This window comes from Kitasatospora sp. NPDC086801, from assembly GCF_044745805.1.
Lineage (GTDB): Bacteria > Actinomycetota > Actinomycetes > Streptomycetales > Streptomycetaceae > Kitasatospora.
Genome location: NZ_JBIVAX010000118.1, coordinates 1 through 1,064, shown reverse-complemented (window position 1 = coordinate 1,064; position 1,064 = coordinate 1). Strand labels below are relative to the sequence as shown.

The following is a 1,064-nucleotide window of genomic DNA, read 5'->3' as shown; positions in this document are numbered from 1 at the left end:
CCGGACGGACGGTCGTCACGGTTGAAACCACCCGAGGGGCGGTCGCCACGGTCACGGTTGAAACCGCCACCGGAGGGGCGGTCGTCACGACGGAAGCCACCACCGGACGGACGGTCATCGCGACGGAAACCGCCACGGTCGCCACGGTCATCGCGGTTGAAACCACCCGAGGGGCGGTCACCACGGTCACGGTTGAAGCCACCACCGGAGGGGCGGTCGTCACGACGGAAGCCACCGCGGTCGCCACGGTCGTCGCGGTTGAAGCCGCCGGAGGGGCGGTCGTCACGACGCGGACGGTCGTCACGGTCACGGTTGAAGCCACCCGGGCGGTCATCACGACGGAAACCGCCACCACCGGACGGACGGTCGTCACGACGGAAACCGCCACCACCGGACGGACGGTCGTCACGACGGAAACCGCCACCGGAGGGGCGGTCGTCACGACGGAAGCCACCACCGGACGGACGGTCATCGCGACGGAAACCGCCACGGTCGCCACGGTCGTCACGGTTGAAGCCGCCCGAGGGGCGGTCGCCACGGTCACGGTTGAAACCGCCACCGGAGGGGCGGTCGTCACGACGCGGACGGTCGTCACGGTCATCGCGACGGTAGCCACCGCCGCCCTGACGGTCGTCCCGACGGGCGCCGCCACGGTCGTTGGACGAGCCCCCACGGGACCGGGGCTCGTAGCCTCGGCCGTCGTCCGATCGACGCTCGGGACGGTCCTGGGGCTGGTTCGACATCGTGGTGACTCCTTCTGCTGCTTCAGCTCCACCGCGCGGACTGAGCAACTCGGCTGCCGTCACGCGGTTTCGGCGCCGGCCTCCTGGCCGCGCACCATCTCCATTGTCCGACATCCCGGAACACTCCGCGCCTGGGCGGAGGTCCCGGCCTGCCGGGGTACTGCTCGTTCGCAAAACACAAAAAGGCCGCGGCCCCAGCGAATCGCTGGGGCCGCGGCCTTGAATAATTGTTCGGCGGCGTCCTACTCTCCCACAGGGTCCCCCCTGCAGTACCATCGGCGCTGTAAGGCTTAGCTTCCGGGTTCGGAATGTAACCGGGCG

The 1,064-nt window shown here is 69.6% G+C and carries 1 rRNA gene and 1 pseudogene; both read right to left on the bottom strand.

Annotated elements, in window-relative coordinates:
* Positions 1-806, bottom strand: a pseudogene (locus ACIPLC_RS38260) (hypothetical protein); the annotation flags it as partial.
* A gap of 166 nt (positions 807-972) precedes the next feature.
* Positions 973-1,064, bottom strand: a 5S ribosomal RNA gene (rrf, locus tag ACIPLC_RS38255); the annotation flags it as partial.